The organism is Streptomyces sp. NPDC013187 (assembly GCF_042899705.1).
Lineage (GTDB): Bacteria > Actinomycetota > Actinomycetes > Streptomycetales > Streptomycetaceae > Streptomyces > Streptomyces hawaiiensis_A.
In genome coordinates this window covers 81,126-107,598 of the sequence record NZ_JBIBAF010000018.1, presented here as the reverse complement: position 1 = coordinate 107,598, position 26,473 = coordinate 81,126, and the positions used below count along the sequence as shown (strand labels likewise).

The following is a 26,473-nucleotide window of genomic DNA, read 5'->3' as shown; positions in this document are numbered from 1 at the left end:
CACGGCTGACGTATCCGCCGTCAACAAGGCAAACTGGCCTGGTTGCTCAGGATGTCTAGGGGGACTGCATGGACGGTGTACCGAAGGGTGTGCCGCGCGTACCGGAGCAGCGGCGTCCAGACTCCACGGGGGAGTCGGCGACGACGGCTGGGGCGGCTGGGCCCGCGGACCCCTCGAGGACGGCTGGACCCGCCGAACCGGCCGAGTCCCCGGCCCTGCGCTTCGGCGTGCTCGGCCCCGTGCGTGCCTGGCGCGGCGACGAGGCCGTCAGCACCGGCTCCCCCCAGCAACGTGCCCTGCTCGCCGCCCTGTTGCTGCGTGAGGGCCGTACCGCCACGGCGGCGGAGCTGATCGACGCCCTGTGGGGCGAGGAACCGCCCTCGCAGGCACTGGCGGCGGTACGGACGTACGCGTCCCGCCTGCGCAAGGTGCTCGGCCCCGGCGGCGAGGCAGGCCGGCCGGGCGGCACCGGGGCCACCACCGCCGTCCTGGTCAGCGAGTCCGGCGGCTACGCGGTCCGCGACCTCACCGAAGGCGCCCTGGACCTCACCGTCGCCCAGGACCTGGCGACCGAGGCGGAGAAGGCCCGCTCCGCCGGCGACCTCTGCCACGCCCGCTCCACCCTGCGCCGCGCCCTCGCCCTGTGGGACGGGGAGACCCTGGCCGGGGTGCCCGGCCCCTACGCGGAGGCCCAGCGTGTCCGTCTGGAGGAGTGGCGGCTCCAGCTCCTCGAATCCCGCCTGGACATGGACCTGGAGCAGGGCTGCCACGCCGAGGCCGTCTCCGAGCTCACCGCCCTCACCGCGGCCCATCCGCTCCGGGAGCGGCTCCGCGAGCTGCTGATGCTGGCGCTCTACCGCAGCGGCCGCCAGGCCGAGGCCCTGGCCGTCTACGCCGACACCCGGCGCCTGCTCGCCGAGGAGCTCGGCGTGGACCCGCGCCCCGGCCTGAGCGAGCTGCAGCAGCGGATCCTCCAGGCCGACCCCTCACTGGCGGAGCCCTCCTCCCCGGCGCCCGAGCCGGCTTCCGTCCCGGTCCGTCCGGCCCAACTGCCCGCGACCGTGCCGGACTTCACCGGCCGCGCCGGCTTCGTACGCGAACTCGGCGACATCCTGGCCTCGGCCGAGGGCCGGGTCATGGCCGTCTCGGCCCTCGCGGGCATCGGCGGCGTCGGCAAGACGACCCTCGCGGTGCACGTGGCACACCAGGCCCGCACGGCGTTCCCGGACGGGCAGCTGTACGTCGACCTCCAGGGCGCGGGCGCCCGGGCGGCGGAGCCGGAGACGGTCCTGGGCGCCTTCCTGCGCGCCCTCGGCACGGCCGACTCGGCGATCCCCGACTCCCTGGAGGAGCGCGCGGCCCTGTACCGCTCGGTCCTGGCCGGGCGCCGGGTGCTGGTCCTGCTGGACAACGCCCGCGACGCCGCCCAGGTGCGTCCCCTGCTGCCCGGCACGGACGGCTGCGCCGCGCTGGTCACCTCCCGGGTGCGGATGGTGGACCTGGCGGGCGCCCACCTGATCGACCTGGACGTGATGTCCCCGGACGAGGCGCTGGCGCTGTTCACGAAGATCGTGGGCGAGGAGCGGGTGGCGTCCGAGCGCGAGGCCGCCCTGGACGTGGTGGCCGCCTGCGGTTTCCTGCCGCTGGCGATCCGGATCGCGGCGTCCCGGCTGGCGGCCCGCCGCACCTGGACGGTGTCCGTCCTCGCGGCGAAGCTCGCCGACGAGCGCCGCCGCCTGGACGAACTCCAGGCCGGCGACCTGGCCGTCAAGGCCACCTTCGAACTCGGCTACGGCCAGCTGGAGCCCGCCCAGGCCCGCGCGTTCCGCCTGCTGGGCCTCGCGGACGGCCCGGACATCTCCCTCGCCGCCGCGGCGGCGGTCCTGGACCTGCCGGCGGAGGACACGGAGGATCTGCTGGAGTCCCTCGTGGACACCTCCCTCCTCGAATCGGCCGCCCCCGGCCGCTACCGCTTCCACGACCTGGTCCGGCTCTACGCGCGTGCCTGCGCCGAACGGGACGAACTGCCCCCGAGCGAACGGGGGTCGGCGCTGTCCCGGCTGCTCGACTTCTATCTGGCGTCCGCGGCCGGGGTGTACGCGATCGAGCGGCCGGGCGACCGGCTGGTCGATCACCTGGAGCCGACGTCGTACCCGGGGCTGCGGTTCGACGACCGGCACGCGGCGCAGGACTGGCTGTACGCGGAGGCCATGTGCCTCCTCGCGTGCGCACGGCAGTCCGCGGGGCGGCCGGAGAGCCTCCCCCGGGCCATCGACATGCTGTGGGCCGCGCACGACCTCTCCGAGTCGGGGGCCAACTCCCGGGAGTACGAGGCGACGGCCGAGGCACTCGTCGCCGCGGCCCGCTCGCACCGCCTCGGACGGGCGGAGGCACGGGCGCTGATGACGCTCGTCAACGTCCACCACGTGAGCGGCCGTTTCGAACGGGCCGAGGAGGAGGCGGAGCGGGCCATCCTGCTCGCCCAGGAGTCCGACGACCTGCTCCCCGTCTGCTGGGCCCGCAACGCCCGCGGCATCATCGCGCTGTACCAGAACCGCCACACGGACGGCGAGGAGCACCTCTCCCGGGCCATCGAGCACTTCCGGGCCCTGGGCGACCGCCCCGGCGAGGCCGCCGCGCTCTGCAACCTCTCCCGGATCCATCTCGCGACCGGACGCACCCAGAGCGCTGTCGCACTGGCCCAGGAGGGCATCGACATCTACGACGCCATGGGCAACTCCATGCGCGGCGCGAACGCCCGTTACGCCCTCGGGCTGGCCCTCACCCAGAGCGGGGAGCTGCGCAACGCCGCCGACCGGCTCCAGGAGGCGCTGGAGGTGTTCCGCGACAGCAGGCAGCGCCTCTGGGAGGGCATGAGTCTGTTCCGGCTGGCCGAGGTGGATCTCGCCGCCCGGCGCGCGGCGCGGGCGGCGGCCAACGCCGAGATGGCCCTCACGGTGCTGCGCGGGATCGGCGGGGAGTGGCGGCGGGGCAACGTCCTCACGGTCCTCGGGCGGGCGCTCAGCGGCATCGGCCAGACCGGCCGGGCCCACGTCTGCTGGCAGGAAGCGGCCGCGATCTACGAGGAGTTGGGCTCGCCCGAGGCGGCCGAGGTGCGGGCGCTGCTGTCCCCGGTGCAGGCGGCCTGAGGGGCCGTCGGGGCGTCGGCCGGGGCGTTCATCATTCGTTTATCGCCTCCCGCCATGATGGACGCAGTCGATCCGTCGCGTCGGGGGGCAGACGGGTCGCCGCACGGGCCTCGCCCTGATGTTCCGGGGTGGGCGGCCCGGGTGGGCCCGTCCGGCCGTCCTCGGGGGAGTGGCCGGGCGGGCCCGCCGACCTCACTGCTTGATCCATGCCAAGGGGAGTTGACGATCATGGGCGACGAGCTCAAGCCGCAGGACCTGCACGCCACCGACGAGCCGCTCAAGACCGAGGACCTGCACGCCACGGACGAGAGCGCCGTCAAGACGCAGGACCTGCACGCCACGGACGAGCCGCTGGAGACGAAGGACCTGCACGCCACGTCGGAGCCGTTCAAGCCGACGAAGTAAGCCACCGGTACACGGGGATCGGCCGCGGCGGCGCGGAGGGGGAGCCGTCGCGGCCGAGGTGTGTCCGCGGGCAAGGGCGTCGCCTCAGAGCGAAACGACCCTTACCCCCGGCCCGCACAGTTTCCCCATGTCGTCCTCGACGGACGTGAAGAGCACCACGCCTGCGGGCTGCCGGCTCGCGATCACGGCCAGGGCCGCGTCGATCGCGTACTTGTGGCCGTGCAGGCCGGTGTCCTGGAGCAGGGCGACCGCTGCGTCGGCGACCTCCCGGGTCACGGGTTCCACGACGACACGCGACATCGCCCACGCCCAGGCCGCACGCTTGACCCGGCCGTGATACGCCTCGATCAGCGTCATCGAGCCGGTCACGACCCGGATACCGGATCGGTGCGCGTCCTTGAGCCGCGCGAGCATCACCCGGTCGCCCAGGACGACCCGCGACAACGCCTCGCAGTCCAGCACGTAGCAGGACGGCACCACTAGCCCGCCCTCCGGTGCCGCTCGCCGGTCGCCCCCGGGCCCTGCTCGGTGAAGTGGCGCTCGAACTCCCTGCGCTCGGCCAGAGCCGAGGCGAGCTCGTCCTCGGTGACGGGGCCGTGCTCCTCTTCCAGCCAGGTCACCAGCTCTCCCAGCCGGTCCTGCTCGCGCTGGCGCTCTATGGCCCGGGTGACATAGGCGCTGAAGCCGCCGGATCCGACCTCATGCCGGATCTCTTCGGCGAGCTCCTCCGGCAGCGTCACGGTGTACTTCTTCGTTGCCATACCGTTTACCATACCGACCGGGAATGCCGTCGGCCCGGCGAAGTGCGCCGCAGACCGGAGCGCGCGATAGTGGGTCGGCGCAGATCACCAGTCGGCCCACATCCCGAAGGCGGCCCCCATGCCCGGCGAGCAGCCCCATCTCTACGAGACCCTCGACGAGCGGTTCCGGACGGGCCGGTGCCAGGCGGGGGACTCGCGGCTGGAGACGTTGTACGAGGGGTGCCGGTGGGCCGAGGGGCCGGTGTACGTGCCCGCCGGGCGGTATCTCGTGTGGAGCGACATCCCGAACGACCGGCTGCTGCGCTGGGACGAGACCACGGGGGCCGTCGGGGTGTTCCGCTCCCCCGCCGGCTACCCGAACGGCAGCACCCTGGACGTCCAGGGCCGCCTCATCACCTGCGAGCAGGGCAACCGTCGGGTGACCCGGACCGAGCACGACGGCTCGGTCACCGTGATCGCCGAGCGGTTCCGGGGCAAGCGGCTCAACAGCCCGAACGACGCCGTCGTGCGGTCGGACGGGTCGGTGTGGTTCTCCGACCCCGAGTTCGGGATCGCCACCGACTACGAGGGGCATCGCGCCGAGAGCGAGATCGGCGCCCGGAACGTCTACCGCGTCGACCCCGTGAGCGGCGAGGTGCGGCTGGTCGCCGACGGGTTCCAGGGGCCCAACGGGCTGGTCTTCTCGCCGGACGAGCGGCGGCTGTACGTGTCGGACAGCGTGGCCAACCACATCCGCGTCTTCGACGTCCAGGAGGACGGGATCTCGCTCTCCGGCGGCGAGGTCTTCGCCGTGTGCGCGCAGGGCAACTTCGACAACATCCGATTCGACGACGAGGGACGGCTCTGGGCCGCCGCCCTGGACGGGGGCGTGCACTGCTACGACCCCGACGGCACGCTGATCGGCCGCATCCTGGTGCCCGGCACCGTCGCCAACGTGCGGTTCGGCGGGGCCCGGCGCAACCGGCTGTTCATCGCCGCCGACACCACCCTGTACTCCCTGATGATGTCGGTCACCGGAACCCCGGCCCTGCCGTCCGGCCGGTGACGCGTCCGGGTCGGTGATCTTGCGCGGGCGTCATTCCTCCGGATGAGCCGGGGGTTTTCCGGAGGAGGTGGGCAGGAGCCGTGCGGGGATGCGCCACAGCAGGCATCCGCTGTCGTACGGCGTGCCCCACCGTGCGTTCTTGACGCTGTACTGGGAGGTGGCGCCGGCGAGGGTCCTGCCGTCGGGGCTCCACGCCAGGGACTGCGTGGTGTTGTCGGTCAGGGTGGCGGTGCGGCGGCGGGTGTTCAGGTCCCACAGCTGCACGCCGTCCGGACCGGCGGTGGCGATCGTCCTGCCGTCCCTGTGGAGCCCCATGGCGTACGTGGGGCCTGCGAGGAGGGACGCCTTGACGCGCAGCGAGGCGGTGTCCCACAGCCGTACGCCGTACTCGCCTGCGGTGACGAGCCGTCCGTCCGGGGTGAACAGCACCGCGTAGGAGCCGTTGTTCAGACCGATCTCGCGGCCGAAACGACGACCGGCGACGTCCCACAGCCAGCACCCGGCGCCAGTGCACGCGATCGTCTCGCCGTCGGGGCTGAAGGCCACGGCCCGTACGTCGTGTTCGGAGGAGGACGCGCGTACGCTGCCGGTGGCCGCGTCCACCACCCGGAAACTGTTCTTCCTGTCCTCGGCGTCACCGCTGTCGTCGACGCCTCTCGTGTCCGCTCCGCCGCATGCCAGCATCGTGCCGTCAGGACTGAACGCCAGCGGCACGATGTCGTGGTCCGGGACTGCGAGGAGGGTGGAGACGGGGACCGCGGTGGTCGCGTCGTGCAGCAGGACGTCCCCGCCGCTGGTCACGAAAGTCTCGCCGTCCGGGCTGACCGCCAGGAACGACAGGGTGCCACTCTGCGCTGCGGAGGTCTCTGCGAGCATCTTGCCGGTGGCCGCGTCCCAGACCCGCGATCCCAGTGATCCGATGGTGACGAGCGTCCGGCCGTCCGGGCTGAATGCCACGCCCCCGATGTCGCTGTCGGTGAGTCTTCGGGTGCCGACCGATCCCTCGCCTCCTCCCCACGGCCACAGCGCAGCCCCGGTGGCCGTGCCCGCGCCGACGAACGCGACGGCACCTGCGATGAACGCTCGGCGGCGGATCACCCTGCCGGTGTCGCGCGCGACGCCTGCCGGACGCGGACCGGACGGATCGGCCGGTGGCGCCGGCTCCGCAGCCGTCGTGGTGGGATCCGGTGGTCCCGGGACGTGGGCGCGGTTGCGGAAGGCGAGTCGGTCAGCGGTGTTGCGGATGCGGCGCTGGGGCAGAGGGCGCTGTTTGGCGCGCAGGGTGGCTTCGACGTGGCGGTAGAGCGTGTCGAGGTCGAGGTGAGGTCCGGTACCGGGAATTCCCCGGCGGAGAGTGGTCAGGAGTTCGGCGGTGAAGGCGGTGTGGGGCTCGCCGGGAACGGAGAGAGCGGTCCTGGTCTCGGCGGCGGCGGCGATCAGGTACGTGCCTTCGATGGCGGCTTCGTCGGCCAGGACGGTGGCGGCATCGGCCGAAGCCATGCGGCCCAGGGCGCGACCGCTGTAGCAGCAGTCGAGAATGACGACCTGACGCCGTGCACGGGTGTTGAGCAGTTCGTCACGGATCGCCCCGTAAGGGAGGGCGGTGTGCGCGGCGTTGGGCCGGGAACCGGTGAGGGCGAGGTGGAGTTCGGCGTCGCGACGGGCGATGAGTCCGTGTCCGGCGTAGTAGACGAGCAGGGTGTCGGTGGCCTGCTGGGCGGCTTCGGTGATCGGGTCGATCACCTCTGCGGCGGTGGCGGGGTTCGAGACCGTCGTGCAGTGCGTCCTCGGAAGCCCCCAGACGCCGGGGTCGCGCAGTGTGCGGGCCAGGGCCGTGAGGTTCTCCGCGACGGCCGGCAGGCCCGCCAGGCCGGGATCGGTGTATCGCGAGGTGCCGATCAGCAGGGCGCGAGAGGCATGCGGGTCGGGAAGGACGCTCACCGCTCCGGTCTGGCTTCCTCCAGCTCCCGCAGCAAGCGGGCGACAACCTCGGCATCGCTGCTGTCCAGGGTGATGCGCAGGTCGCCCCGGGACACGGTGACCGCTGGAGCATCCGACCGCGTGGAGCGCCAAGCCGTATAGGCCAGAGCGAAGTTCGCCATCTGGAAGCCGGAGTCGAGCACCAGTTTCACGACATCGAGTGCGCCGCCCATCTCACCCGCACCGGGTACGGCGGCGGACCAGGTGGTCACCGCGTGACGGCGGATCTCCGGCTCCTCCTCGAGCCACCGCGCGAACGACCGCAACACCTCGTCGTCGCTGTCACCACCGGCGATCCGGACCGACAAGACGTTCTCCGGCACAGCATCTCCCCCATCGGGCCCGCCCCACGCATCACACAAGCAGCCTCCACATTAGTGCGGCATGCTCGTCGACCGGACGATTCCGGCAACGTCCCGCAGGGCGCCCTTCACGACCTTCCCGCTCGCGTTGCGCGGCAGTTCCGCGACGAACCGGACGGTTCTGGGGACCTTGTAGTTCGCCATCTCCCTGCGGGACCAGGCGATCAGGTCGTCGGCGGTCAGCAGGGCGCCGGGGCGCCGTACGACGTAGGCCCGGCCGACCTCGCCGAGCCGGGCGTCCGGTACGCCGATCACCGCCACGTCGGCCACGTCCGGGTGGAGGCCCAGGAGCTGCTCGATCTCGGCGGGGTAGGCGTTGAAGCCGCCGACGATGAACATGTCCTTGAGGCGGTCGGTGATGCGCAGGTTGCCCGCGGCGTCCAGGACGCCGATGTCGCCGGTGCGCAGCCAGCCGTCCTCCGACAGCACCTCGGCGGTGGCCCGCTCGTCCTCGTAGTAGCCGCTCATGACGTGGAAGCCGCGTACCAGGACCTCGCCGGGCACGCCGGGTGCCAGGGGTCGGCCCTCGGGGTCGACGACCCGCACCTGTGTGCCGGGGATGGCCCGGCCCGACGTGGAGGCGATCACCGTCGGGTCGTCGCCTCGCCGGCACATCGTGACGACGCCGGTCGCCTCGGAGAGGCCGTAGGCGGTGAGGACCGTGCCGACGCCGAGTTCGGTGCGCAGCCGCTCCACCAGGCGCAGCGGCACGACCGCCGCTCCCGTCACGACCAGGCGCAGGGCCGTCAGGTCGTGGGCGTCCCGGGCGGGGTGGTCCAGGAGGGACTGGAGGAGGGTCGGGGGGCCGGGGAGCACGGAGACCCGCTCGGCGGCGATGTTGGCGAGGACCGTGGTCACGTCGAACACCGGCTGGGGGATCATCGTCGCGCCCCGCATCAGGCAGGCGATCACCCCGGCCTTGTAGCCGAAGGTGTGGAAGAAGGGGTTGACGATCAGGTAGCGGTCGCCCCGGGTGAGGCCCGCCAGGTCGCCCCAGATGTCGTAGGCGCGCAGCGTCTGGCCGTGGGTGACGACCGCGCCCTTGGGGCGGCCCGTCGTGCCCGAGGTGAAGATGATGTCCGAGGGCCAGGACCCCTGTACGGCCGCGGACCTGTCGCGTACGTCCGCCGTTCCCACCCCTTCCCCGCCGGCCAGGAAGTCCTTCCAGGTCAGGAAGCCGGCCGGGGCGTCCTCCGAGAGGACGACCGCGTGCTTCAGGGTGGGCAGAGCGGGCAGGGGGCCGCTGCCCGGCCCGTCTCCCGCCGCCCTGCGCAGGGACGCCACGTACGAGGTACCGAGGAACGTGCCCGTCACGAACAGCAGCCGGGCACCGCTGCGGCGCAGGACGTCCGCCGCCTCGGTGCCCTTGAAGCGGGTGTTCAGCGGGACGAGCACCGCACCCGCCGAGACCGCACCCAGGGCGCCGACGATCCAGTCGAGCGAGTTCGGGGCCCAGATGGCGACCCGGTCACCCGGTTCCACGCCGGTCGCCAGGCAGGCCGCCGCCGCGCGCTCCACGCGTGCGCCCAGTTCCGCGTAGGTGACGCGGGTACGTCCCTCGACGACGGCCTCGACGTCCGCGTAGCGCTCGGCCGCCGCCTGGACCAGGGCCGGAACGCTTCCCCATGCCGTATCCGCTCGCACAGCACGCCTCCCCACGCCTTAGGAGCTGACTATCCGTCAGATTATCTGTAATCTGACGACCTGTCAGCGACCGTTCGGCCCCGGAGGTGCGCGCAGCATGGCAGCAGGATCGGGAGGCCTCAAGGACGCCACCGCTCTCGTCGGCATAGGCCAGACGCCCTTCGCCAAGCGACTCCCGGAGGACGAACGCACCCTCGCCTGCCGTGCCGTCCTGGCCGCCCTCGACGACGCGGGGATCGCGCCCGGCGAGGTCGACGCCCTCGCCTCCTACACCATGGAGGAGACCGACGAGGTGGAGCTGGCGAAGGCCTGCGGCTTCGGCGACCTCACCTTCTTCAGCAAGGTCGGCTTCGGGGGCGGGGGTTCGTGCGCCACCGTCGCCCATCTCGCCGCCGCCATCGCCGCCGGGCAGGCGAGCGTCGGGGTGGCCTGGCGCTCCCGCAAGCGGGGCAGCGGGCCCCGGCCCTGGACCAACACCACCGTCCAGCTCCCGACCCCGGCCCAGTGGACCCGGCCGTTCGGGCTGCTGAGGCCGGCCGACGAGATCGCGATGCTCACCCGCCGCTACCTGCACGAGTACGGCGCGACCCGCGACCACCTGTTCAACGTCGCCCTGGCCTGCCGCAACCGGGCCAACCAGAACCCGGCCGCGATCATGTACGAACGGCCCCTGACCCGCGAGATGTACATGACCTCCCGCTGGATCAGCGAGCCGCTCTGCCTCTTCGACAACTGCCTGGAGACCGACGGGGCGCTGGCGTGTGTCGTGGTCTCCGCCGAACGCGCCCGCGACTGCCGGCGCAGGCCCGTCTACGTCCATTCCGCCGCCCAGTCGCTGCCCGTCCAGCACCACGGCATGGTCAACTACTGGAACGACGACCCCCTCACCGGCCCCGCCTGGAGCGCCGCCCGGCACCTGTGGAAACACTCCGACCTGACCCCCGAGGACGTCGACGTCGCGCAGATCTACGACGCCTTCACGCCCCTGGTCCTGCTCTCGCTGGAGGGCTACGGCTTCTGCGGGCGCGGCGAGGGCGGGGCGTTCACCGAGGGCGGGGCGCTGGAGACCGGCGGGGTGCTGCCGCTGAACACCGGCGGGGGCGGGCTGTCCGAGGCCTACGTCCACGGCTTCAACCTCATCAACGAGGGGGTCAGGCAGCTGCGCGGCACCAGTACCGCGCAGGTCCCGGGCGCCTCCGTCTGTCTGGTCACGGCGGGTGAGGGGGTCCCGACCTCCGCCCTGCTGCTGAGGAGTTGAGGAGCTACCGATGCTGCGTCCCGTGCCCGACACCGACGGCGCCCCCTTCTGGGAGTACGCCGCCCGGGGCGAACTCCGCGTCCAGGCCTGCGCCGCCTGCGGCGAGCTGCGTTTCCCGCCCAGGCCCTGCTGCCCGCACTGCCAGTCCTTCGAGAGCGAGTGGCGGCCGGTCTCCGGCCGGGGCCGGGTCTGGTCGTACGTCGTCGCCCATCCGCCGCTGCTGCCCGACTACGCCGCGCAGGCGCCGTACAACGTGGTCGTCGTCGAGCTGGACGAGGCGCCCCGCATCCGGCTGGTGGGCAACCTGGTCCCCGGAGCCGGACAACCCCTGGGCGCCTTCCCGAAGGAGAATCTGCGCATCGGCGCGCGGGTGCGGGCCGTCTTCCACGACGGGCTCCCCCAGTGGGTCCCGGAGCGGTCATGAGCAGTGTGCTCGTGCGGGCCGACCGGGACAGCGGGGTCGCCGTCGTGACGCTGAACCGGCCCGGGCGGCTCAACGCCGTCGACCTCGCCATGGCCGACGAACTGGCCGCCGTCTGGGACGAGTTGCGGTTCGACGACGCCGTGCGCGCGATCGTCCTCACCGGAGCCGGAGAGCGAGCCTTCTGCACCGGAATCGACCGGGACGCCGTCGTGCCGCAGCCGAACTCGCCCTACGCGCAGGACGATCCGCTGCTCGGGATCGGGCCGAAGGCGAACGACCTGTGGAAGCCGGTCGTCGCCGCCGTGCACGGCATGGCCTGCGGAGGGGCCTTCTACCTGCTCGGCGAGGCGGAGTTCATCGTCGCCGACACCACCGCCTCCTTCTTCGACCCGCACACCACCTACGGCATGGTCAGCGCCTACGAGTCGGTGCTCATGGCGCAGCGCATGCCGTACGGGGAGGTCGCACGGATGGCGCTGATGGGGACGGCGGAGCGGATCTCGGCCCGGCGGGCGTACGAGACCGGGCTGGTGTCGGAACTCGTCGCGGAGGGAGAGGCGCTGGGGGCGGCGACCGCCTGCGCCGCCGTCCTCGCGGGGTATCCGACCGAGGCCGTGCAGGGGACCGTGCGGGCCCTGTGGGCAGCGAGCGAGGCGGGCCGGGCGCAGGGGCTCGCACAGGCACCGCACCTCATCGCACTCGGGAACGCGGCGGGCGAGCGGCAGGCCCGGCTGTTCGCGGGGCGGTCGCGGGAGTACCGGTTGCGGTAGGGAATCGTTTCCTCCTACACGCGTATGCTCGGGGCGTGGTTGAGCATCGGATGATCGACGTCAATGGCATACAACTGCACATCGCGGAGCAGGGCGAGGGTCCGCTCGTGGTGCTGCTGCACGGTTTCCCGGAGTCCTGGCACTCCTGGCGGCACCAGTTCGGCCCGCTGGCCGAGGCCGGCTTCCGGGTGGTCGCGCCGGACCAGCGCGGGTACGGCGGCAGCGACCGCCCCGAGGAGGTGGCCGCGTACAGCATCCTCCACCTGGTGGGGGACGTGGTCGGGCTGATCCACGCGCTGGGCGAGGAGCGGGCGTTCGTCGTCGGGCACGACTGGGGGGCGCCGGTGGCCTGGCACACCGCGCTGCTGCGGCCGGACGTGGTGCGCGGGGTGGCCGGGCTGAGCGTGCCGCCGCCGTTCCGCGGCGGCAGGCCCCCGCTGGAGACCATGCGGGAGCGGTTCGAGGGCCGCTTCTACTGGAACTACTTCAACCGGCCCGGGGCGGCGGAGGCCGAGTTCGCCGCCGACACCCGTACGACCCTGCGCAAGCTGCTGTACTCCGCCTCCGGTGACGCACCGGACGCCGGGCGCCCCGAGCAGGCCCTGGTCGACCCGGAGCGCGGCTGGCTCGCGGACGCGCCGGACCCCGAGGTGCTGCCCGCCTGGCTCACCGAGGAGGACCTCGACGTGCTCACCGAGAGCTTCGAGCCGGGCTTCACCGGCGCCCTCAACTGGTACCGCAACCTGGACCGCAACTGGGAGCTGACCGCCCCCTGGCAGGGCGCGGTCGTGTCCCCGCCCGCGTTGTACATGTACGGCGACCGGGATCTGGTACCGGCCTTCCCGGGCACGCCCGAACTGATCGAGCGGCTGCCGGATCTGATGCCGAACCTGCGCCGCAAGCCGCTCGTGCTGCCGGGCTGCGGCCACTGGACGCAGCAGGAGCGGCCCGCCGAGGTGAACGAGGCGCTGATCGACTTCCTGACGGAGTTGCGGGGCTGACGTCCCGTCGCCCGCGGGTCGCCTCAGTCGTCGACGAGGGCCTGGCGGTCGACCTCGCAGTGGTCGACCGAGTCCACCAGGGCCGAGCCGCCGCCCACTCGGACATCGAGGGTGGCCGTGCCGTTCGCGGGGACCGTGACGTCGCCGTACCGGCGGACGACGGTGATGCCCCGGTCGTCCTCGAACGTCACCGAGACGGAGAAGTCCGCCGTGCGGCCGTTGGGGATGCGGACCTCGACGGTCGCGTAGGGCGCCGCCGGGGTCGCGCACCTCACCAGCCCCGCGGTGCCGTCCTTCAGCGCCTTGCCGCTGGAGCCGCCGGAGCCGTAGGCGCCGCCGCCGGAGGTGGACGACCTCGAACTGTCGTGGTCCTGGCTGGAGCTGCCGCAACCGCCGCCTCCACCGCCGCTGTGGCCGTGGCCGCCACCGCGGCCCCGGCCGGAGGAGAAACCGGTCAGTGCCAGCACCACCAGGACCGGCACCGCCGCGAACCTGAGCCTGCGCTTCCGTGTCTGCATGCCGGAGAGCCCAGTGATCGTCTGTCACGGTCATGCCACCGCGTGGCGACCGGAGCGTGCCCGGCGTAGCGTCGTGGGTGGAAGCGGTGGACGGACCGCTCCCCAGCAAGCGACGGCCGCCGTCCGGAGCCCCTTCCGTACGCCGGTGCGACGGCCGTCCCGGGCCGGTCAGGCGGTCTACGCCGGTGCGACGGCCGTCCCGGACCCGTCAGGCGGTCTACGCCGGGGCGACGGCCGTCCCGGACCCGTCAGGCGGTGCGCGCCGTGCCCGTGCCCTTCTCCGCGTCCAGTGCGTACACGCAGCGGTCCTTGCTGCACGCGTACACCACCCCGTCCCGGACGACCGGGGAGCCGGTGATCTCGCCGCCGGTGGCGAGTTTCCAGCGCAGCCGGCCGTCGTCGGCCTTCAGGGTGTAGAGCAGGTGGTCGGTGGAGCCGAAGTGGATCCGGCCCTCGGCGACCGAGGGGGCGCCCACGATGTCGCCGCCCGCCTGGAAGCGCCACTTGGGCGTGCCGGTGACCGCGTCGAGGGTGTAGAGGCCCTTGCCGCTGCCCACGTGGACATGGCCGGCGGCGACCAGGACGGGGTCGACGCAGGAGCGGGACTCGGTGGCGATGCGCCAGCGGTCGCGGCCGTCGGTGGCGTCGAGGGCGTAGACCGTGCCGAGGTAGTCGGCGAGGTAGATGCCGCCGCCGGTGACGGCCGGGCCGGGGACGAAGGTGGGCGGGCAGAGGAACACGGCCGGGGCCTCGAAGTGCCACTTCACGTGCCCGGCGGCCACGTCGAGGGCGAGGACGCGGGTGCCGGCGCAGACGTAGACGTAGCCGTCGGTGGCCTGGGTGAGCCGGATCGGGACGCCGCCGCAGGAGGCCGCGTCGCCGATCGGGTACGACCAGCGCTCCTCGCCGGTGCGGGCGTCCAGGGCGCGCAGCCGGGCGTCCTGCCACACGTAGACGGTGCCGTCGTGCAGGACCGGGCCGGCCTCGGGGGACTCGAAGTCGGTCTGGCAGCCGGTGATCTCCCAGAGCTTCTGGCCGCCGGAGGCCTCCCAGCCCTGGACACCGCCGCCGCGGGTGCCGGTGACGACCGTGCCGCGGCCGGCCTGGAGCGTGTACACCCACGCGTCGGTCTGCAGGCGCCACAGGTCGGCGCCCTCGCGCGCGTCGAGGGCGAACAGGGTGGGCCCGTCGGAGGCGTGGATCCGGCCGTCCGCGACCGCCATGGACCAGGCGACGTCCCGGGTCTTGAAGCGGCGGCGGCCGGTGGCGACGTCCAGGGCGTGCACCTCGAAGGAGGTGACGTAGACCAGGTCGTCGGCGACCGCGGGGGTGCCCCAGACGTCGTTGGACATGCGGAAGCGCCAGGGCCGCCAGCCGCCGGCCTGCTCCGGCGGCGCGACCGGGGCCGGGGGTGCGGCGACGGCCGGGCCCACGGCGGGGCCGGTGCCGTTGACGCCCGGGCGGGGCTTGGCCCAGGAGGCGGCGAGGGCCGCCTCGGGAGGGGGCGCCTTGACGGCGGTGGCACGCACGTCGGCGACGCGCGGGCCCGGGCCGATGGGCACCTGCGCGCCGGCCAGCCGGACGGGGCCGGTGTCGGGGCCACCGGCCGGGGCGGCCACGGAGGCGGCGGGCGCCTGCGCCGGGACGACGGGGTCGTGCGCGGGCGGGGGCGGGATGGGCGCGGGGCCCGGAGCGGGGCCGGGGCGTCCGCCGCCGCTGCGGCCGGTGCCCGGGGCGGGCTTGCCGGCCGGGCGGCCGTTGCGGCGGGACTCGATCAGGCCCACGGCCCGCTCGGGCAGCCACGCGGAGGCCGTGCCGCTGTCGTCGGAGCCGGAGCCGAAGAGGTGCGGGGCGAGCTGGGCCTGGAGGTCGGCCGGGTTGGGGCGGGCCGTGGGGTCCATCTGCATACAGGACTCGATGAGCGGACGCAGTTCGTCCGGGAGCCCCTCCAGGTCCGGGCCCTCGCGCAGCAGCATGAAGACCGTCTCGACCGGGTTGGCACCGTGGAAGGGCGGGTGTCCGGTGGCGGCGAAGACCAGCATCGAGCCGAGGGAGAAGACGTCGCTGGCGCCGGTGACGCTGCGGGAGTCCTTGGCCTGCTCGGGGGACATGTAGGCGGGGGTGCCGACGGCTACGTTCGTCATCGTCAAACGCGTGTTCGACACGCCCGACGCGATACCGAAGTCGATCACCCGGGGGCCGTCCTCCACGACGAGGACGTTCGACGGCTTGAGGTCGCGGTGCACCAGGCCCGCGCCGTGGATGGACTGGAGCGCCTCGGCCACACCCGCCGCCAGCCAGCGCACCGCCTGGGCCGGCATCGGGCCGCAGTCGTTCACTATCTCCTCGAGGGAGGGCGCGGGAACGTACGCGGTGGCCAGCCACGGCACGGCGGCGCGCGGGTCGGCGTCCACGACCGCGGCCGTGTAGAAGCCGGAGACGGCGCGGGCCGCCTCCACCTCACGCGTGAAGCGGACCCGGAACAGCTGGTCCTCGGCGAGCTCCGTCCGGACGGTCTTGATCGCCACGCGCCGGCCGGACGCCGAACGCGCGAGATAGACCAGCCCCATGCCGCCGGCACCCAGCCGTCCCAGCACCTCGAACGGCCCGATCCGCCGCGGATCGTGCTGCGTCAGCTGATCCACCACTCTGCCTGCCACCTCCCCGTACGAGCCGCGCCAAGCCACATGTTCCACGCGACCTTCGTGCAGCGTCTCACCACCGCACCGCCATGGCGGCACGCACCCTGATTCTTCCTGGCCGGAGCCCTGGTGGCGAACCCGGTGACAATTGGGATGTCTCGGCATGGAAGTGATCGAATGATGACCAAACAATGCCTGCTCAGCGGTGCAGCAGCGCGAACGACGCCCCCTGATTGTCCGTGACGACGGCGACCTCTCCGTACGAGGTCTCGAAGGGCGGGGCCTGGACCCGGCCGCCGAGCCGCCGTACGTCCTCCAGAGCGGCCGGTACGTCCTCGACGGCGAAGTGCACGAGGAAGTGGGGCGGCATCCGGTCGGAGAACACGTCCGTGACGGGGGCCCGGCCGAAGTCGGGCGCCGCCCCCGGCCCGAACAGGGCCTCGCGGAAGAGATCGCCGTAGAACGCGTTGGCCGCCTCGGTGTCCCGGGCGTACAGCTCGACCCACGCGAAGGTGCCCGGCTCGTGCCGCTTGCCGAAGCCGGGGTGGTCCTCCGGCTGCCACAGGGCGAAGACGGCACCCTCGGGGTCGGTGACGAGCGCGGTGACGCCCAGCTCGCCGGCCGGCACCGGCGCCGAGACGACCTGACCGCCCGCGTCCCGGATGCGCCGGGCCAGGGCCGGTGCGTCCGGGGTCGCGAAGTACACCGTCCAGACGCTGGGCAGCCGTCCGTCCACCTTGCGGACCAGAGCGGCCACGGGTGCGTCGTCCTTCAGCGCCTGCGCGAAGGAGCCGAACCAGTCCTCGAAGGTCCACCCGAAAAGTTCACCGTAGAACCGCTTGCCCGCCTCGACGTCCGGGAGCTGCGCGTCCACCCAGCAGGGGACGCCCTCTCCGTACACCGATGCCCTGTTTTCGGCCATGCCGACAACGTAACCGCGACTGCCGCACCCCGCAGACCAGGCACACCAGCCCCCGCCCTCCCTTACACCCCATTTGCAGTCGGCCGAATCGCGCCCCGATCACGCCTCGGTAAGCTGACGTCATGACAGGACAAGTGCGTACCGTCGACGGCCGCGTGGCCGGCCGACGTGGGCAGGCGACCCGGCAGAAGCTGCTCGACTGCCTCAGCGAGATGCTCAGCTCCTCCCCGTACCGGGACGTCAAGGTCATCGATGTCGCCCGGAAGGCGGGCACTTCGCCCGCGACCTTCTATCAGTACTTCCCGGACGTCGAGGGCGCCGTTTTGGAGATCGCCGAGCAAATGGCGACCGAGGGCGCCGCGTTGACCGAGCTCCTGGAGGGCCGCTCCTGGGCCGGCAAGGCCGGCTGGCAGACGGCGCAGGAACTCGTCGACGGTTTCCTGGAGTTCTGGCGCAAGAACGACGCCATCCTCCGGGTCGTCGATCTCGGCGCCGCCGAGGGCGACAAGCGCTTCTACAAGCTCCGCATGAAGATCCTCAACTCGGTCAACAACTCCCTCGCGGACGCCGTCGCCGAGCTCCAGGCCAAGGGCAGGGTCGACAAGGACGTGAACCCGGCGGCCGTCGCCGGTTCACTGGTCGCGATGCTCGCGGCCGTCGCCTCCCACCAGAAGGGCTTCTCCTCCTGGGGCGTGAAGCAGGCCGAACTGAAACCGAACCTCGCCCTGTTGGTGCATCTCGGCGTCACCGGCCGGAAGCCGACCAAGTAGCGCGGCGCGACGGCCTCTTACCCATCAAGTCCTGTCTGGCAGGCGGTGGTCCACCCGGGTGGACCACCGCCTGTCGCGTTTTCGCGCCGCGCCCCTACCTCCGTACGATCCGGAACACCCGGATCTCCCGCTCCACCCGCGCCTGGTACGCCGCGTACGGCGGCCAGAACGCCAGCAGCGCCTGCCACGCCGCCGCCCGCTCCTCCCCCGCCAGCAGCCGGGCCGTGACCGGGACGTCCCGGCCCTTCCAGCTGATCTCCGCCTCGGGATGCGCGAGGAGGTTGTGGCTCCAGGCGGGGTGCCCCTGCCGTCCGAAATTGGACCCGACGAGGATCCAGTGGCGCCCGTTGTCCTCCGGCATGCAGGCCAGGGGGGTACGACGGGGCAGCCCGCTCCTCGCCCCGGTCGAGGTCAGCACCACACCGGGGAGCATGTGCGCGCTGAGCAGCACCTTTCCCCTGGTGAGCCGGTGGACGGCCCGGTCGAGGGCGGGCACCACGTGCGGTGCCACCCTCGCGAAGCCCCTGGTCGACGACACCTTCTGCACCACGCGCGCGCCCCTCATGTGCCGGCCTCCTCGAAGACGTGTGCCGCGTCGGCCGCGTGTGCCCGCAGCCGGTGCACCGGCCCGAACAGCAACTCGTCGCCCGCGGCGCGCTTGAAGTACAGGTGAGCCTCGTGCTCCCAGGTGAATCCGATGCCGCCGTGCAGCTGGATCCCCTCGGCGGCGGCCCGGCGCAGCGCTTCGAGCGCCTGGGCGAGGGCGAGAGCGCCGGCCGTCTCCTCGCGGGCGGGTGCGGTGGCGGTCGCGCTCGGGGGTACGGTGGCGGTGGCTTCGGTGGCGGCCGTACTCGAAGGTGCGGTGGCGGCTTGGGTGGCGGTCGCCCAGGCCGCGTAGTACGCCGCCGAGCGGGCCGCCTGAACCTGGACGTAGGCGTCGGCCAAGCGGTGCTTGACCGCCTGGAAGGAGCCGACCGGCCGCCCGAACTGCTCACGTTGCCCCACGTACTCGACGGTCCGCTCCAGCACCCGGCCGGCGGCCCCCACCGCCTCGGCGGCGAGACAGGCGGCGACGCTGTCACCGAGCCCGGCGAGAGCGGGGAGGGCGTCGGAGTCCTCACCGCCCAGCAACTCGGCCGAGACGTCCCGCAGTTGGATCCGCCCCTGTGGACGGGTCGCGTCCAGCGCGGTCTGCCGTACGCGGGTGAGGCCCGCGGCGTCCCCGCGCACCGAGAAGAGCAGGACCCGGGAACGGGCGAACCCCCCGGTGTGCGCGGCGACCACGAGCAGTTCGGCACTGTGCCCGTCGAGGACCTGGTCGACCTGCCCGTACAGCTGCCAGCCACCCTCGGCCCGCCGGGCCTGGACGCCCCCGGCCCGTCCCCCGCCGGCCCACTGCCCGCGCCGGTCGTGGCCGGTGAGCGCGAGGGCGGTGGCGAGGGCGGGCCCCGGTACGGCGAGGGCGGCGGTGAGTTCGCCGGAGGCGACGCGTGGCAGGAGCGCGGCGCGCTGGGCGCCGGTGCCGAGGGCGAGCAGCAGCGGGGCGGCGAGGACGGCGGTGGCCAGCAGCGGGGTGGGGGCCAGGGCCCGGCCCGTCTCCTCGCAGGCCAGGGCCAGTTCGGTCACGGTGCACCCGGCACCGCCGTAGGTCTCGGGGAGGGCCAGCGCGGGCAGGCCGAGTTGCCCGGCGAGGAGGGCCCACAGGGCGGGGTCGTGCCCGGCCGGGGTGTCGACGGCGGCCCGCAGCTCTTCCGGACCGCACCGCTTGCCGAGCAGTTCGCGCAGGGTGCGGCGGATCTCGTCCTGTTCGTCGGTGAAGCGGGCGTCCATGGGCACCTCTCTCCGCAAGCACCTCACTCCATATCTGACGGTGCGTCATATTAGGGCGCCGGAACAGGGAAGCCCAGAGGCCTGCCGCAGCCGCCTGTATCTGATGTACCGTCAGATTCATGGTGGCCCGGAGGAAAGCGGCCGTCGTCGGCGTGGCTCTCTCGGACTGCGGCCGTGTGGACGACGCGACCCCGTACGCCCTGCACGCCCAAGCGGCCCGGCGCGCCCTGGCCGACGCGGGCCTGGACCGGTCGCTGGTCGACGGTTTCGCCTCGGCGGGCCTCGGCACACTGGCGCCCGTGGAGGTCGCCGAGTATCTGGGTCTGCGCCCCACCTGGGTCGACTCCACCTCTGTGGGCGGCTCCACCTGGGAGTTCATGGCGGCCCACGCGGCGGACGCGATCGCGGCCGGGCACGCCCGCGCGGTGCTGCTCGTCTACGGCTCGACGGCCCGCGCGGACGTGCGGGCCGGCCGCCGCACCGGAACACTGCCCTTCGGCACACGGGGCCCCATGCAGTTCGAGGTCCCGTACGGCCACACCCTGATCGCCAAGTACGCCATGGCGGCCCGCCGCCACATGATCGAATATGGCACGACGATCGAGCAGCTGGCGGAGGTGGCGGTGCAGGCCCGGGCCAACGCGGCCCTCAACCCGGAGGCGATGTTCCGCACCCCGATCACGGTCGACGAGGTGCTGTCCGGGCCGATGATCGCGGACCCCTTCACCAAGCTGCACTGCTGCGTCCGTTCCGACGGCGGGGCGGCGGTGCTGCTGGTGGCGCAGGAGTACGTACGGGACTGCCGTACGTCGCCGGTGTGGGTGCTGGGGAGCGGGGAGTCCGTCTCGCACGCGGCGATGTCCGAGTGGCCGGACTTCACGGTGTCACCGGCGGCGGTGAGCGGGAGGCTGGCGTTCGAGCGGGCGGGGGTGCGGCCCTCGGAGATCGACTTCGCCGAGCTCTACGACGCGTTCACCTACATGACCCTGGTGACGCTGGAGGACCTCGGTTTCTGCGGCAAGGGCGAGGGCGGGGCGTTCGTGGAGAAGGGGCGGCTGCGGGTCGAGGACGGCGAATTGCCGGTGAACACCGACGGCGGCGGACTGTCGGCCCAGCATCCCGGCATGCGGGGACTGTTCCTGCTGGTGGAGGCGGTGCGGCAGCTGCGCGGGGAGTGCGGGGAGCGGCAGGTGCGGCGGGGCGACGGTTCACTGCCGCGGCTGGCGGTGGCGTCGGGGACGGGGGGCTGGTTCTGCTCGTCGGGGACGGTGGTGCTGGGGGCGGGGTGAGGGGGGGCCCACCACCCTTGACTGCACGGTCCGGGAGGGCCCGGTCCCCTCACTGCCGTCCTCCCTCACCGCCCCGCCGGGAACCGGTGACAATCGAGGCATGGCAACCGATCTTCACGAGCTGCTGAGGTCGCTGCGGGTCTGGGACCCGCAGGTCACGGACCTGCCCTCCTTCGAGCCGGCCGACGCACCGGCCACTCCCCTGCCCCTGTTCACCGAGTGGTTCGCGGCGGTGGTGGCGGCCGGCCAGACCGAGCCGCACACCATGTCGCTGGCGACGTCGGACGAGTCGGGCCTGCCCGACGTGCGGATCGTGATGCTGCACGGCGCGGACGCCGACGGCTGGTCCTTCGCGTCCCACACCGGCAGCCGCAAGGGCCGGCACCTCGCCGGCCGCCCCTACGCCGCGCTCGGCTTCTACTGGCCCGTGCTGGGCCGGCAGGTCCGGGTGCGCGGCCCGGTGACGGCGGCCCCGTCCGAGGAAGCCCAGGGCGACCTGCACGCCCGGTCGACGGGCGCGCTGGCGGCGGCGCTGACCGGCCGGCAGAGCGAGGTCCTGCACTCCCTGGACGACCTGGCCCGGGCCTCGGAGTCGGCGTGGGAACGGGCGTCGCGGGAGCCGGAGGCACCGGTCCCGTCCTGGACGCTGTACCGGCTGCGGGCCGAGGAGGTGGAGTTCTTCCAGGGCGACGAGCGACGGCGACACGTCCGGCTCCGCTACCGACGGGAGGGGGAGCCGGACGGGGAAGGGTGGTCACGGGAGCTGCTGTGGCCGTGAGGACAGCCGTCAACGAGCCCCGGCCGAGGGGGACTTGAGGACTAGGACCTGGGTTCCGGCCGATTGGTCCCGCGGTCCGATTCGCGGGGCTGCGGCGCCGGTTAGCGTCGCACCATGCGAATAGGACTTCTCGGCACCGGTAACGTCGCCCGCGCCCTGGCCCACGGCTGGAGCGCGGCCGGACACGACGTACTCCTCGGTTCCCGCAAGCCCGGGGACCGAACGGACCTGGGCCTGCCCGTGGCGGGCCTGGACGAGGCAGCGGCCCATGCGGAGGCCCTGGTCAACGCCACCCCGGGGAACGTCTCCCTGGACCTGCTCCACTCCATCGGGGCACCCGCCCTGGCCGGGACGCTGCTGATCGACGTCGGGGTGGGCCTCTCCGACGACTTCACCGAGCTCTCGCATCCCAACAGCAGCCTGGCCGAGCAGATCCAGGAGGCCTTCCCACGGACTCCCGTCGTCAAGACGCTGTGCACCATGGACTCGACCGCGATGACCGCGCCGGGCGGCCTGGCGGGCCCGACCACCGTCTTCCTCTCCGGGGACGACGCCCAGGCCAAACGGACCACCGGCCGGCTGCTCACCGACCTGGGCTGGCCCCCCTCGTCGCAGCTGGACATCGGCGGCATCACCACGGCCCGCGGCCAGGAACACTTCGCCCTGCTGTTCATGGGCATCGCGACCGGCCTGGGATCCCACACGTTCAACATCCAGGTGGTGCCCCGGGCCGCGGCCCAGGCGTGATCCGGCCTACGTGAAGTCGTACACCGCGAAGTCCGCCACCGGGCGGTAGCCGATGCGCCGGTAGAGGCCGTTGCTGGTCGGGTTGGACAGGTCCGTGAAGAGGAGGACCTCGTCCGCTCCGGCGGCCAGGGCGGTGCGGCTGACCTCGGCCGTCGCCGCGCCCGCGTAGCCGCGGCCGCGGAGGTGGGGCGGAGTGTAGACCGTGGTGACGCGGACCTGACCGGCGACCCGTGGGCTTGTGCCGGCCATGGCGACGGGTGTGCCGTCGGGGGTCTCCCAGAAGGTGACGCTGCCGCTGTCGATGCGGGCGTCCGCCCACTCCGCGGAGTCGCGGACGGTGCCCGGGCCGACGGATTCACTGAACTCGTCGTGCCAGCGCCGGAGTCGCTCGCGGTCGGACTCGACGGCGACCCTGGGGCGGCCGGGCGGTACGGGCCCGGGTGCGGTCAGGGTGCCGAGCCGGTAGAGCCGCTGGCGCTGGCGCAGGGCGGCCGGGGCGCCCGTGTGCCGCTGCCAGGCCGCGGCGAAGGCGGCCGCGGTGTCGGAGTCCGCGTTCACGCCGGGCAGGCGTCGGCCGAGGGCGGCCAGACGGGCGGCGAGGGCGTCGGCGTCCTCGGGGGTGAGGGCCGTGAGGTTCAGCCAGTACGGCGGTGTGCGGAAGAAGGTCGCCCGGACCGCCCCGTCCCGCTCCAGTACGCCGAACTCCGGTGCCCCGACTCCGTACACGCTCCGGCCGCGGGCCCGCAGTGTCTCCGTGACCGTCAACGGCACGGTGTGCAGCGCCGGCCGGGAGTGGAGGAAGGCGCCCGCACGGCCGAGGAAGTCGTCGAGGTCGGAGGTGAGGTGCCAACCGACCGTATCTGATGGGGTGTTCGTATCGGTGTCCATGGTTCATGGTGCCGTCCGCCACCTGGCACGCACCCCTGATTTTCGGCGGGCCCCATGGGCTCACGTGACGCTGTCCTCGGCGAGCGTGTGCGCCACCAGCGCGTTCGCGTGGCCGTGCCCCAGGCCGTGTGCGGTCAGCCGTCACACCGACTGTCCCGCCCTCTCAGGGTCCGTGGGCTCCGGGTCCGTGGCCAGGCGTGCGTGCAGATGGGCGTCCCGGAAGGCGTCGTGCCGCTCCTCCTGGAAGATCGCGCCGCGCAGGGTGCCCTCGTACGGGAACCCGCATCTCTCGGCGATCCGGCACGAGGCCTCATGGCCGACGGCATGGTCCAACTCCAACCGGTGCAGGCCGAGTTCCTTGAGCGCCCAGCGTGCGGCGACCAGGAGGGCACGGGTGGCGACGCCCTGGTCGCGGGCCTCGGGGAGCACCCAGTAGCCGACCCGGGCGACCTTCAGGTGGTACTTGATCTCGTTGACTCCGATGTGCCCCAGCGGGGCGTCGCTGCGCGCGTCCGCGACGCGGAACGACACCGACGTCCCCTCCAGGGCACTCTGCGCCCGCGCGAGCAGCGAATCCCGCGCACTCGCCCGGTCGGTGACCGGCCGCAGCGGGGTGTTCCAGCGCCGGAACTCCGGATCACGCAGCCCTCGCAGCCAGGTATCGACATCGGCCCCCGACCCCGCGTCCCAGGGACGCAGGGCAAGGCCGTGGCCGTGCAGATGCGGGTGGGGGCCGGTCGGGGACTGGTCGCGTATGGGGGCCATGGGACTTATTGAATCCTGTGGTTCCGGTGATCGACCCGTCATGTTCGAAGACGGCCAAGATTCGGGTCGCGTCGACCGGCCAGGGCGACCGGCGGCTGTCGCTCGCCTGCCCTCCCTGCGGCACCGCTCAGCCGCCCGGCACCGCCCGGAACACCGGGACCCCCTCCCGGAACGCCACCTCCAGCTCCGTCCCGGCCGACAGGTCCGGCCGGCCCGTGTCCTCGCACGTGCGGGGGTGGAGTGGGTCCCCGGCCCCCACGATCTCCGTCATCATCCGCGGCCCCTCGGTGAGTTCGACGACGGCGGCGACATACGGGACGCGGTCCGAGAACGGCGGCAGGTCGGTGCGGTGGACGACGGACCAGGTGTAGAGCGTGGCACGGCCGCTCGCGGTCTCCCACGTCACGTCCTCGCTCCAGCAGTGGGGGCAGAACTCGCGCGGGTAGTGGTGGGCTCGGCCGCAGGCCCCGCAGCGCCGGATCAGCAGCCTGCCCTCGGCGGCAGCCTCCCAGTACGTCCGCGTGAAGGCGTCGGGCTCGGGCAGGTCGAAGCGGCCGGTCACCGGAACAGCCCCAGCGCGCTGTCCAGCGACCACGTCTGCCAGGACATCCCGAACAGTCCGACCACCGACATCAGCGCCATCATCGAGTTCTGCCCCTGCTCGGCCACGTCGTGGACCATGAGCGTGAAGTACAGGGCGTTGAGGACGAACCCGCCGACCAGGGCGACGGGGGTGAGGAAGCCGGTGATCAGGCCCAGTCCGAGCGCGAGTTCCGCGTAGACGACGACGTACGCCATCACGCGCGGGCGCGGCGCGACGGCCGCCTCGAAGCCCGAACGGACGGCGCTCCAGCGGTGCTCGGCGGCTATGCCGGCGGCCCACGCGATGCCCGTGCCCCGCTCGAACCAGGCCTTGCGGTCCTTGTGCCGCCAGCTCTCCAGCCACCACAGCCCGAGCCCGATCCGCAGCACGGCCAGCCATTCCGCTCCGGTGAGCCAGATCGCGTCCATGCAATCTGACGGTACGTCAGATCAGTGGATGCGCAAGCCCCCGTAGCGCCCCACTCCCGGCCGGCACCCCCCGGCGCCCGCCAGAAACGATCACCACCCCGCCGCAACCAAACCCCCGGCGCCACGGGCCCCACCCCCTCTCCCTACAGCCGTGATCAATCCGAAACCAATTCCGGTCTTGACCGAGACCCATCAAGCAGTCCCGTGATTACGCTCGCGCTCATGGCCGACTCCACATCCCCCACACACGCCTCCGCACAGCCCCCACCCGACCGCCCCGTCTACGTCATCGGCGGCGGCCCCGGCGGGCTCTCCGTGGCCTACGCGCTGCGCGCCCGGGGCGTACGGGCCGTCGTTCTGGAGAAGTCCGACCATGTCGGGGCGTCCTGGCGCCGCCACTACGACCGGCTGCACCTGCACACCACCCGCCGCCTCTCGGCCCTGCCCGGACTTCCGATGCCGCGCCGGTTCGGACGGTGGGTGTCCCGGGACAACGTGGTGCGGTACCTGGAGAAGTACGCCGAGCACCACCGTCTGGAGATCGTCACCGGCGTCGAGGTGTCCCGCGTCGAGCGCACCCCCGACGGCACGGGCTGGCTGCTGCACGCCACCGGCGGCCGGGAACTGACCGGCGCGGCGGTGGTCGTCGCCACCGGTTACAACCACACCCCGCGCCTGCCGGACTGGCCCGGCCGCACCGCCTTCACCGGCGAGTTCCTGCACGCCGGCGAGTACCGCAGCGGCAAGCCCTACGCGGGCCGGGACGTCCTCGTCGTCGGGGTCGGCAACACCGGCGCCGAGATCGCCGTCGACCTGGTGGAGAGCGGTGCCTCCCGGGTCCGGCTCGCGGTGCGCACGGTCCCCCACATCGTGCGCCGTTCGACCGCCGGCTGGGCCGCCCAGTACAGCGGCATCCTCGTCCGCCGGCTGCCGGTCGGCCTGGTCGACGGGATCTCCCGGGCGCAGGCCAGGGTGGCGGTGCCCGACCTGTCGGCCCACGGACTGCCGCGCCCCGACACCGGGCTGTACACCCGGGTGAAGCAGGGGGCGATCCCGGTGCAGGACGTCGGTCTGATCGACGCGGTGCGCAAGGGCAGGGTGGAGATCGTGGCCGCCGTGGAGGGCTTCGAGAACGGCGACAAGATCGCCCTGGCCGACGGCAGCAGGATCTCCCCGGACGTGGTGATCGCCGCCACCGGTTATGTCCGCGCCCTGGAGGGCCTGGTCGGCCACCTGGACGTCCTCGACGACCACGGCAAACCCGTCGTCCACGGCGCCCGCACCCCGAAGACCGCCCCCGGCCTGTACTTCACCGGCTTCACCAACCCGATCAGCGGCAACCTCCGCGAGCTGGCGCTGGACGCGGTGAAGATCGCGAAGGCCGTCGCGAGGAGCGGCACGGGGAGCGTGTCCCGCCTGCCGGGCTGAAACACCAGGGCGCCACCCGGTCGACGACTTCGGCAACTTTGCCCGCTCACACCGTTCCTGACGTCGCATCAGTTCAGTAATCTGAC

Annotated in this window: 26 protein-coding genes and 1 pseudogene; 12 read left to right on the top strand and 15 right to left on the bottom strand. The window is 72.9% G+C overall.

All coding sequences use genetic code 11. From position 1 onward, the window contains the following. The first annotated feature begins 68 nt into the window (after window positions 1–68). Together ACFY5B_RS32605 and ACFY5B_RS32600 are read left to right on the top strand one after the other, a co-directional pair. Window positions 69–3,149: a BTAD domain-containing putative transcriptional regulator gene (locus ACFY5B_RS32605; RefSeq protein WP_389976526.1), complete on the top strand. Its 3,081-nt coding sequence runs from the start codon at window positions 69–71 to the stop codon at window positions 3,147–3,149. A gap of 228 nt (window positions 3,150–3,377) precedes the next feature. After that, window positions 3,378–3,554 carry a hypothetical protein gene (locus ACFY5B_RS32600; protein ID WP_389976523.1) on the top strand — a complete coding sequence of 59 codons (177 nt, stop codon included), beginning with the start codon at window positions 3,378–3,380 and terminating at the stop codon, window positions 3,552–3,554. Between the two features lie 84 nt (window positions 3,555–3,638). On the opposite strand, the gene ACFY5B_RS32595 is transcribed toward ACFY5B_RS32600, so the two are convergent. Next, a complete protein-coding gene (locus ACFY5B_RS32595) occupies window positions 3,639–3,968 on the bottom strand; it encodes a hypothetical protein (protein WP_389976755.1) in 330 nt (109 codons plus the stop codon). 65 nt (window positions 3,969–4,033) lie between these two features. After that, window positions 4,034–4,315, bottom strand: coding sequence for a hypothetical protein (locus ACFY5B_RS32590; protein ID WP_389976520.1), 282 nt, complete (start codon window positions 4,313–4,315; stop codon window positions 4,034–4,036). 118 nt (window positions 4,316–4,433) lie between these two features. Between ACFY5B_RS32590 and ACFY5B_RS32585 the strand changes: the two genes are divergently transcribed. Continuing rightward, complete coding sequence (locus ACFY5B_RS32585) at window positions 4,434–5,360, top strand: SMP-30/gluconolactonase/LRE family protein (RefSeq protein ID WP_389976517.1); 927 nt, start codon at window positions 4,434–4,436, stop codon at window positions 5,358–5,360. A 30-nt stretch (window positions 5,361–5,390) separates the two neighbouring features. Here ACFY5B_RS32585 and ACFY5B_RS32580 read toward each other — a convergent pair whose 3' ends face one another. The 3 genes from ACFY5B_RS32580 to ACFY5B_RS32570 are packed head-to-tail and all read right to left on the bottom strand — an operon-like array spanning window position 5,391 to window position 9,346. Then, window positions 5,391–7,301 carry a caspase family protein gene (locus ACFY5B_RS32580; RefSeq protein WP_389976514.1) on the bottom strand — a complete coding sequence of 637 codons (1,911 nt, stop codon included), beginning with the start codon at window positions 7,299–7,301 and terminating at the stop codon, window positions 5,391–5,393. Then, window positions 7,298–7,663 (bottom strand): hypothetical protein, encoded by a 366-nt coding sequence (locus ACFY5B_RS32575; protein WP_389976511.1) that lies wholly within the window; start codon window positions 7,661–7,663, stop codon window positions 7,298–7,300. Before ACFY5B_RS32575 ends, ACFY5B_RS32580 begins: the two co-directional genes overlap by 4 nt. A gap of 51 nt (window positions 7,664–7,714) precedes the next feature. Continuing rightward, window positions 7,715–9,346, bottom strand: a complete 1,632-nt coding sequence (locus tag ACFY5B_RS32570; RefSeq protein ID WP_389976508.1) for a FadD3 family acyl-CoA ligase — start codon at window positions 9,344–9,346, stop codon at window positions 7,715–7,717. A gap of 97 nt (window positions 9,347–9,443) precedes the next feature. Here ACFY5B_RS32570 and ACFY5B_RS32565 point away from each other — a divergent pair, with 97 nt between their 5' ends. The 4 genes from ACFY5B_RS32565 to ACFY5B_RS32550 are packed head-to-tail and all read left to right on the top strand — an operon-like array spanning window position 9,444 to window position 12,799. Then, window positions 9,444–10,604, top strand: coding sequence for a lipid-transfer protein (locus ACFY5B_RS32565; protein WP_389976505.1), 1,161 nt, complete (start codon window positions 9,444–9,446; stop codon window positions 10,602–10,604). A gap of 10 nt (window positions 10,605–10,614) precedes the next feature. Continuing rightward, window positions 10,615–11,028 carry a Zn-ribbon domain-containing OB-fold protein gene (locus ACFY5B_RS32560; protein WP_389976502.1) on the top strand — a complete coding sequence of 138 codons (414 nt, stop codon included), beginning with the start codon at window positions 10,615–10,617 and terminating at the stop codon, window positions 11,026–11,028. Beyond that, window positions 11,025–11,798 (top strand): enoyl-CoA hydratase/isomerase family protein, encoded by a 774-nt coding sequence (locus ACFY5B_RS32555; RefSeq protein ID WP_389976499.1) that lies wholly within the window; start codon window positions 11,025–11,027, stop codon window positions 11,796–11,798. Before ACFY5B_RS32560 ends, ACFY5B_RS32555 begins: the two co-directional genes overlap by 4 nt. A gap of 50 nt (window positions 11,799–11,848) precedes the next feature. Then, a complete protein-coding gene (locus tag ACFY5B_RS32550; RefSeq protein ID WP_389976752.1) occupies window positions 11,849–12,799 on the top strand; it encodes an alpha/beta fold hydrolase in 951 nt (316 codons plus the stop codon). Window positions 12,800–12,822: 23 nt separating this feature from the next. Here ACFY5B_RS32550 and ACFY5B_RS32545 read toward each other — a convergent pair whose 3' ends face one another. From ACFY5B_RS32545 to ACFY5B_RS32535, 3 genes are all read right to left on the bottom strand, one after another. Then, a complete protein-coding gene (locus ACFY5B_RS32545; protein ID WP_389976496.1) occupies window positions 12,823–13,317 on the bottom strand; it encodes a hypothetical protein in 495 nt (164 codons plus the stop codon). Window positions 13,318–13,565: 248 nt separating this feature from the next. Beyond that, window positions 13,566–15,965 carry a PQQ-binding-like beta-propeller repeat protein gene (locus ACFY5B_RS32540; protein WP_389976494.1) on the bottom strand — a complete coding sequence of 800 codons (2,400 nt, stop codon included), beginning with the start codon at window positions 15,963–15,965 and terminating at the stop codon, window positions 13,566–13,568. A 193-nt stretch (window positions 15,966–16,158) separates the two neighbouring features. Then, window positions 16,159–16,881: a VOC family protein gene (locus ACFY5B_RS32535; protein ID WP_389976491.1), complete on the bottom strand. Its 723-nt coding sequence runs from the start codon at window positions 16,879–16,881 to the stop codon at window positions 16,159–16,161. Between the two features lie 122 nt (window positions 16,882–17,003). On the opposite strand from ACFY5B_RS32535, the gene ACFY5B_RS32530 reads away from it, so the two are divergent. Next, window positions 17,004–17,651: a TetR family transcriptional regulator gene (locus ACFY5B_RS32530; RefSeq protein WP_167345935.1), complete on the top strand. Its 648-nt coding sequence runs from the start codon at window positions 17,004–17,006 to the stop codon at window positions 17,649–17,651. Window positions 17,652–17,745: 94 nt separating this feature from the next. Here ACFY5B_RS32530 and ACFY5B_RS32525 read toward each other — a convergent pair whose 3' ends face one another. Both ACFY5B_RS32525 and ACFY5B_RS32520 read right to left on the bottom strand, forming a co-directional pair. Then, entirely contained in the window at window positions 17,746–18,216 is a 471-nt protein-coding gene (locus ACFY5B_RS32525) for a nitroreductase family deazaflavin-dependent oxidoreductase (protein ID WP_389976488.1), read from the bottom strand. After that, window positions 18,213–19,481: an acyl-CoA dehydrogenase gene (locus tag ACFY5B_RS32520; RefSeq protein WP_389976486.1), complete on the bottom strand. Its 1,269-nt coding sequence runs from the start codon at window positions 19,479–19,481 to the stop codon at window positions 18,213–18,215. The genes ACFY5B_RS32525 and ACFY5B_RS32520 overlap by 4 nt, the downstream gene beginning before the upstream one ends. Before the next feature lie 119 nt (window positions 19,482–19,600). On the opposite strand from ACFY5B_RS32520, the gene ACFY5B_RS32515 reads away from it, so the two are divergent. The 3 genes from ACFY5B_RS32515 to ACFY5B_RS32505 all read left to right on the top strand — a co-directional run bounded on the left by ACFY5B_RS32515 (window position 19,601) and on the right by ACFY5B_RS32505 (window position 22,295). Then, entirely contained in the window at window positions 19,601–20,770 is a 1,170-nt protein-coding gene (locus tag ACFY5B_RS32515) for an acetyl-CoA acetyltransferase (protein WP_389976483.1), read from the top strand. 100 nt (window positions 20,771–20,870) lie between these two features. Then, window positions 20,871–21,548: a pyridoxal 5'-phosphate synthase gene (locus ACFY5B_RS32510; RefSeq protein WP_389976481.1), complete on the top strand. Its 678-nt coding sequence runs from the start codon at window positions 20,871–20,873 to the stop codon at window positions 21,546–21,548. A 114-nt stretch (window positions 21,549–21,662) separates the two neighbouring features. Further along, complete coding sequence (locus ACFY5B_RS32505) at window positions 21,663–22,295, top strand: NADPH-dependent F420 reductase (protein ID WP_389976478.1); 633 nt, start codon at window positions 21,663–21,665, stop codon at window positions 22,293–22,295. A gap of 6 nt (window positions 22,296–22,301) precedes the next feature. Here the strand turns inward: ACFY5B_RS32505 and ACFY5B_RS32500 are convergent, their stop codons facing one another. From ACFY5B_RS32500 to ACFY5B_RS32480, 5 genes and pseudogenes are all read right to left on the bottom strand, one after another. Beyond that, entirely contained in the window at window positions 22,302–23,183 is an 882-nt protein-coding gene (locus tag ACFY5B_RS32500) for a GNAT family N-acetyltransferase (RefSeq protein WP_389976475.1), read from the bottom strand. 60 nt (window positions 23,184–23,243) lie between these two features. Further along, window positions 23,244–23,312: pseudogene (locus ACFY5B_RS32495) on the bottom strand (DUF4287 domain-containing protein); the annotation flags it as partial. Between the two features lie 12 nt (window positions 23,313–23,324). Continuing rightward, window positions 23,325–23,948: a GNAT family N-acetyltransferase gene (locus ACFY5B_RS32490; RefSeq protein WP_389976472.1), complete on the bottom strand. Its 624-nt coding sequence runs from the start codon at window positions 23,946–23,948 to the stop codon at window positions 23,325–23,327. A 127-nt stretch (window positions 23,949–24,075) separates the two neighbouring features. Then, window positions 24,076–24,510, bottom strand: a complete 435-nt coding sequence (locus ACFY5B_RS32485) for a Zn-ribbon domain-containing OB-fold protein (RefSeq protein ID WP_389976469.1) — start codon at window positions 24,508–24,510, stop codon at window positions 24,076–24,078. Next, complete coding sequence (locus ACFY5B_RS32480) at window positions 24,507–24,959, bottom strand: DoxX family protein (RefSeq protein ID WP_389976467.1); 453 nt, start codon at window positions 24,957–24,959, stop codon at window positions 24,507–24,509. The genes ACFY5B_RS32485 and ACFY5B_RS32480 overlap by 4 nt, the downstream gene beginning before the upstream one ends. A 222-nt stretch (window positions 24,960–25,181) precedes the next feature. On the opposite strand from ACFY5B_RS32480, the gene ACFY5B_RS32475 reads away from it, so the two are divergent. After that, a complete protein-coding gene (locus tag ACFY5B_RS32475; protein ID WP_389976464.1) occupies window positions 25,182–26,387 on the top strand; it encodes a flavin-containing monooxygenase in 1,206 nt (401 codons plus the stop codon). Window positions 26,388–26,473: the final 86 nt, after the last annotated feature.

Coding starts and splice junctions, on each gene's coding strand:
- ACFY5B_RS32605 (WP_389976526.1), top strand. CDS start 69: ATGGACGGTGTACCGAAGGGTGTGCCGCGCGTACCGGAGCAGCGGCGT.
- ACFY5B_RS32600 (WP_389976523.1), top strand. CDS start 3,378: ATGGGCGACGAGCTCAAGCCGCAGGACCTGCACGCCACCGACGAGCCG.
- ACFY5B_RS32595 (WP_389976755.1), bottom strand. CDS start 3,968: ATGCTCGCGCGGCTCAAGGACGCGCACCGATCCGGTATCCGGGTCGTG.
- ACFY5B_RS32590 (WP_389976520.1), bottom strand. CDS start 4,315: ATGGCAACGAAGAAGTACACCGTGACGCTGCCGGAGGAGCTCGCCGAA.
- ACFY5B_RS32585 (WP_389976517.1), top strand. CDS start 4,434: ATGCCCGGCGAGCAGCCCCATCTCTACGAGACCCTCGACGAGCGGTTC.
- ACFY5B_RS32565 (WP_389976505.1), top strand. CDS start 9,444: ATGGCAGCAGGATCGGGAGGCCTCAAGGACGCCACCGCTCTCGTCGGC.
- ACFY5B_RS32560 (WP_389976502.1), top strand. CDS start 10,615: ATGCTGCGTCCCGTGCCCGACACCGACGGCGCCCCCTTCTGGGAGTAC.
- ACFY5B_RS32555 (WP_389976499.1), top strand. CDS start 11,025: ATGAGCAGTGTGCTCGTGCGGGCCGACCGGGACAGCGGGGTCGCCGTC.
- ACFY5B_RS32550 (WP_389976752.1), top strand. CDS start 11,849: ATGATCGACGTCAATGGCATACAACTGCACATCGCGGAGCAGGGCGAG.
- ACFY5B_RS32545 (WP_389976496.1), bottom strand. CDS start 13,317: ATGCAGACACGGAAGCGCAGGCTCAGGTTCGCGGCGGTGCCGGTCCTG.
- ACFY5B_RS32535 (WP_389976491.1), bottom strand. CDS start 16,881: ATGGCCGAAAACAGGGCATCGGTGTACGGAGAGGGCGTCCCCTGCTGG.
- ACFY5B_RS32530 (WP_167345935.1), top strand. CDS start 17,004: ATGACAGGACAAGTGCGTACCGTCGACGGCCGCGTGGCCGGCCGACGT.
- ACFY5B_RS32525 (WP_389976488.1), bottom strand. CDS start 18,216: ATGAGGGGCGCGCGCGTGGTGCAGAAGGTGTCGTCGACCAGGGGCTTC.
- ACFY5B_RS32520 (WP_389976486.1), bottom strand. CDS start 19,481: ATGGACGCCCGCTTCACCGACGAACAGGACGAGATCCGCCGCACCCTG.
- ACFY5B_RS32515 (WP_389976483.1), top strand. CDS start 19,601: ATGGTGGCCCGGAGGAAAGCGGCCGTCGTCGGCGTGGCTCTCTCGGAC.
- ACFY5B_RS32510 (WP_389976481.1), top strand. CDS start 20,871: ATGGCAACCGATCTTCACGAGCTGCTGAGGTCGCTGCGGGTCTGGGAC.
- ACFY5B_RS32505 (WP_389976478.1), top strand. CDS start 21,663: ATGCGAATAGGACTTCTCGGCACCGGTAACGTCGCCCGCGCCCTGGCC.
- ACFY5B_RS32500 (WP_389976475.1), bottom strand. CDS start 23,183: ATGGACACCGATACGAACACCCCATCAGATACGGTCGGTTGGCACCTC.
- ACFY5B_RS32490 (WP_389976472.1), bottom strand. CDS start 23,948: ATGGCCCCCATACGCGACCAGTCCCCGACCGGCCCCCACCCGCATCTG.
- ACFY5B_RS32480 (WP_389976467.1), bottom strand. CDS start 24,959: ATGGACGCGATCTGGCTCACCGGAGCGGAATGGCTGGCCGTGCTGCGG.
- ACFY5B_RS32475 (WP_389976464.1), top strand. CDS start 25,182: ATGGCCGACTCCACATCCCCCACACACGCCTCCGCACAGCCCCCACCC.